The 3428-nt window shown below is 54.5% G+C and carries 3 protein-coding genes; 2 read left to right on the top strand and 1 reads right to left on the bottom strand.

Annotated elements, in window-relative coordinates:
- On the top strand, window positions 1-800 hold an 800-nt coding region (locus tag TRESADRAFT_RS16145), incomplete at its 5' end, for a hypothetical protein (RefSeq protein WP_002701605.1).
- A 156-nt stretch (window positions 801-956) separates the two neighbouring features.
- Here the strand turns inward: TRESADRAFT_RS16145 and TRESADRAFT_RS00060 are convergent.
- Window positions 957-1541: a DJ-1 family glyoxalase III gene (locus TRESADRAFT_RS00060; RefSeq protein ID WP_002701602.1), complete on the bottom strand. Its 585-nt coding sequence runs from the start codon at window positions 1539-1541 to the stop codon at window positions 957-959.
- A gap of 532 nt (window positions 1542-2073) precedes the next feature.
- Between TRESADRAFT_RS00060 and TRESADRAFT_RS00055 the strand changes: the two genes are divergently transcribed.
- A complete protein-coding gene (locus TRESADRAFT_RS00055) occupies window positions 2074-3366 on the top strand; it encodes a response regulator (RefSeq protein ID WP_002701601.1) in 1293 nt (430 codons plus the stop codon).
- Window positions 3367-3428: the final 62 nt, after the last annotated feature.

Here is a 3428-nt window from a genome sequence, read left to right as displayed (position 1 = left end):
TCCTTGCCGACACTGAATTTCCGTACAACGCGGACGAGCAGAAAGCCGCGCTCGGGCAGAACATGATTCTTCCCGCGGGCTGGAAGCCGAGAGGGCCGAGGGGAACGGCAGGCGGAAACGCGATTTCGGCAGAGGATATGGACGGAGTGGGCAGGAACGCGGAAAAAAAGAGCGGGAATGTCGATTTGAGCGGAACATACGCCTCCGCGGCCGAATACATCTCCGCGCTCAACGCCAACGAAAAATGGGTCATCTATGACGAAAAAAGCAGCACCGCAAAAATCACGAGCGTCGAATCGTTCATGAGAAACGTGAAGCAGCTCCAGAAAAATGTCGGCGCATTCGATGACATGAACGGAGCGCAGCCGGAAAACACGCTCTTCGGTTTCGGGAACGGAAAAGGCGCGCATTTTGACGCCCTGATGGCGAACGTCCTTGAAAAGGCGAACCCGGCGCTCGCAGAAGAGTACAAAAACGATTTGGCGAAAACCGATTCCCTCGGTATATCGATGGAAAAAAGAGCAGATATGTACAACCCGATGTACTATCTGAGCCCCGCCTATTCAGGATACAAAACCGCGAAAGCAGCGAAATTCTGGAGAGTCCACGCGGGAATCTTCCAGGGGGACACCGCCATAAGCACGGAGCTAGCCTATTCGCTCGCGCTCAAAAACTACGGAAGCGAAGTCGAGTCTGTCGATTTTGCGGAAGTCTGGGGACTTTACCACACCGAGGCAGAGAGAAACGGAACTTCCACGCAGAATCTCATCAGCTGGATTAAGGACTGCCTGAAGAAGTGAGCGCATACGAACGCCGGCGACATCACGAGGCGGATTCTGAAAAACGGTTGATTCAAATTTTGTCATTCCGGACGTGATTCAGCATCTAAAATTCCGAATCACGTCCGGAATGGCGAGAATTCATCATCCGCCGAACATCCCGACGAGTCCCGCCCGTCAGCGCTGGCAGCTTCCGTCATGGATTTTTTTTGCCGTCTCCACACCCGCGAGAATCTCGACGAATTTCATCGCGAACTGCTCCGCCGTCCCCGGCCCGCGCCCCGTAAGTAGGTTCCCGTCAAAAACGAACGGAACATCGGGAACGTGCGTCCCCTCGCCGATTCCCTCGTCCATCCCCGGATAGCACGTCCATTTTTTTCCGGAAAGGATGCCTGTTTTTGAGAGGAACACCGCGGGGCTTGCGCACATCGCGGCGACGATTTTCCCCTCGCCCGCCATAAGGTCGACGAGGTCGAGAAGATAGTCGCACGCGGCAAGGTTCGCTGCTCCGGGCATTCCGCCGGGAAAGAAAACGGCGTCGGGAAGAGTTCCCTCGCTCTCGCCTGCGAAATCCTTGAGAACCTGGTCAGTAATCACGGAAATTCCGTGCGCCCCGTCCACGACGGACGTTATCTCGTCCGACCCGTCCGCAGGAACCGACACCGTGACGACATCCTGCCCCGCCCTCCTCAAATAATCAACCGACGTCAGCGCCTCGATTTCCTCGAATCCCGGCGCAAGAAAAACCGCTATTCTGCTCATAAAACTTCCTCCAAAATAAAACCTGCTCCAATTCTAGCACAACTCCACAATATTTTTTTCCCCGCGCACCGGCGCACGCTTGCTACAACCAAGCCGAACTTAGAACGAAAAAACCCCCGCAAGCGAATCTTCGAACGCGAGAATTCCAACCATCACGCGCCCCCACCAACCACGGAAGGTGCGCCTCCCGCGCACCGGTGAACGCTTGCTACAACCAAGCCGAACTTAGAACGAAAAACACTTCGCAAGCGTAATCTCAGAACGCGAGAATTCCAACCATCACGCGCCCCCAACCACGGAAGGTGCGCCCAGCGCACCGGCGCACGCTTGCCACAACCAAAGCCGAACTTAGAACACCCCCGCAAGCGAATCTTCGAACGCGAGAATCACAACCATCACGCGCCCCCACCCACCACGGAAGGTGCGCCTCCTGCGCACCGGCGCACGCTTGCTACAACCAAGCCGAACTTAGAACGAACAACCCCCGCAAGCGCTAATTCCCACCCCGGAATATTCCGATAATAGTAGTATTATGGCAAAAGTTCTGATAATCGATGCTGCCCCGATGCTGCGGGATTTCGTGAAAGAAAAATTGTCTTCTGAACGGGTTGAAGTTGAGACGGCCACGAACAGGGACGCTTACACGAAGATGATAAACACGCTTCCCGACCTCATAATCCTTAACATCGACAAGCACAGCTCGGGAAACCCGATAAACGAAAATATTGTGGACTTTTTCCAGAAGAAGTCACGCGATCCAAACTCAAAGACAACGCCGATAATCATAACAGGCCCGAATTTGAGCACCGAGGCTGTCGCAAAGCTCGTGCAGTTCGGCGTCATAAAATACTTCAAGAAGCCGATAAAGTTCGACGTTTTCTTCGACGCAATCGGAAAGCAGCTCAACGGCATTTTCTCAATCGACACGACGCCGTGCGTTCTCGACCTGCACCTCAACGACAACAACAACGTCATTTTCATCGAGGTCGCGATGGGGCTGAACCGCGAGAAGATTTCGCTCCTCAAATACAAGATTTCCGAGCTCATCAACGCGAACGACCTTTCGTACCCCAAAGTCATACTGATGATGACGTCGCTGAGCCTCTCGTTCGTCGACGGAATGAACCTCGAGCTGCTGTTCAACAACATCCTCGCCGACAACAGAATCTCGCGCAAGAACGTAAAAGTTCTCTCGCTCGACTCAATCGTCTCGGAGCTTATCGAAGGGCATCCGGAATACGAGGGAATCGAGGTCACGAAGGACCTTTCGACAATCCTCAACTCAATCGTCACGCCGAAAAACAGCTCGTCGGGCGCGAACGTCGCGGATGTCATCTCCGACAACATCCTGACGGCGACGGCGGAAACACAGGATTCCGAGAGCATGGGAATGCGGTTCGCCACGGACACGGAGACGGCGGAGGAGCTGAAATCGGAGGGAACGACGCTGCGCGTTGCCGCCGTGGACGACGACCAGATTGTGCGCGCGCTCATCCACAAGGCGTTCCTGTCAATCGGCGCGGAGACCGACCTTTTCGCCTCGGGAAGGGAATTCGTGGAGAAGGTCGTCGAAAAGAAAGAAAAGCACTACGACATCATCATCCTCGACATATTCATGAACGACATGAACGGGTTTGAGGTTCTCATAAAGCTCAAGGAGAACACAATCGCGACTCCCGTCATCGTCTACTCGCAGGCGATAAAGCGCGACATGATTGTAAAATCGCTGTCGCTCGGCGCGCGGAGCTACGTCCTCAAGCCGCAGAAGCCGGAGAATATCGTGAAGAAGGCAATGGAAGTGCTCAATGCTGGAAAAACTGAGTAGCCGGAACGACGGCATAAACTACGCGAGCAGATTCCTCGCGAACACGCTCCACGAGATACGGA

This window comes from Treponema saccharophilum DSM 2985, assembly GCF_000255555.1.
Lineage (GTDB): Bacteria > Spirochaetota > Spirochaetia > Treponematales > Treponemataceae > Treponema_D > Treponema_D saccharophilum.
This window is presented reverse-complemented; position numbering and strand designations above follow the sequence as displayed.

Bases quoted from the DNA above. Each gene is read 5' to 3' on its own strand.
- TRESADRAFT_RS00055 (WP_002701601.1), top strand. From the start codon at position 2,074: ATGGCAAAAGTTCTGATAATCGATGCTGCCCCGATGCTGCGGGATTTC.
- TRESADRAFT_RS00060 (WP_002701602.1), bottom strand. From the start codon at position 1,541: ATGAGCAGAATAGCGGTTTTTCTTGCGCCGGGATTCGAGGAAATCGAG.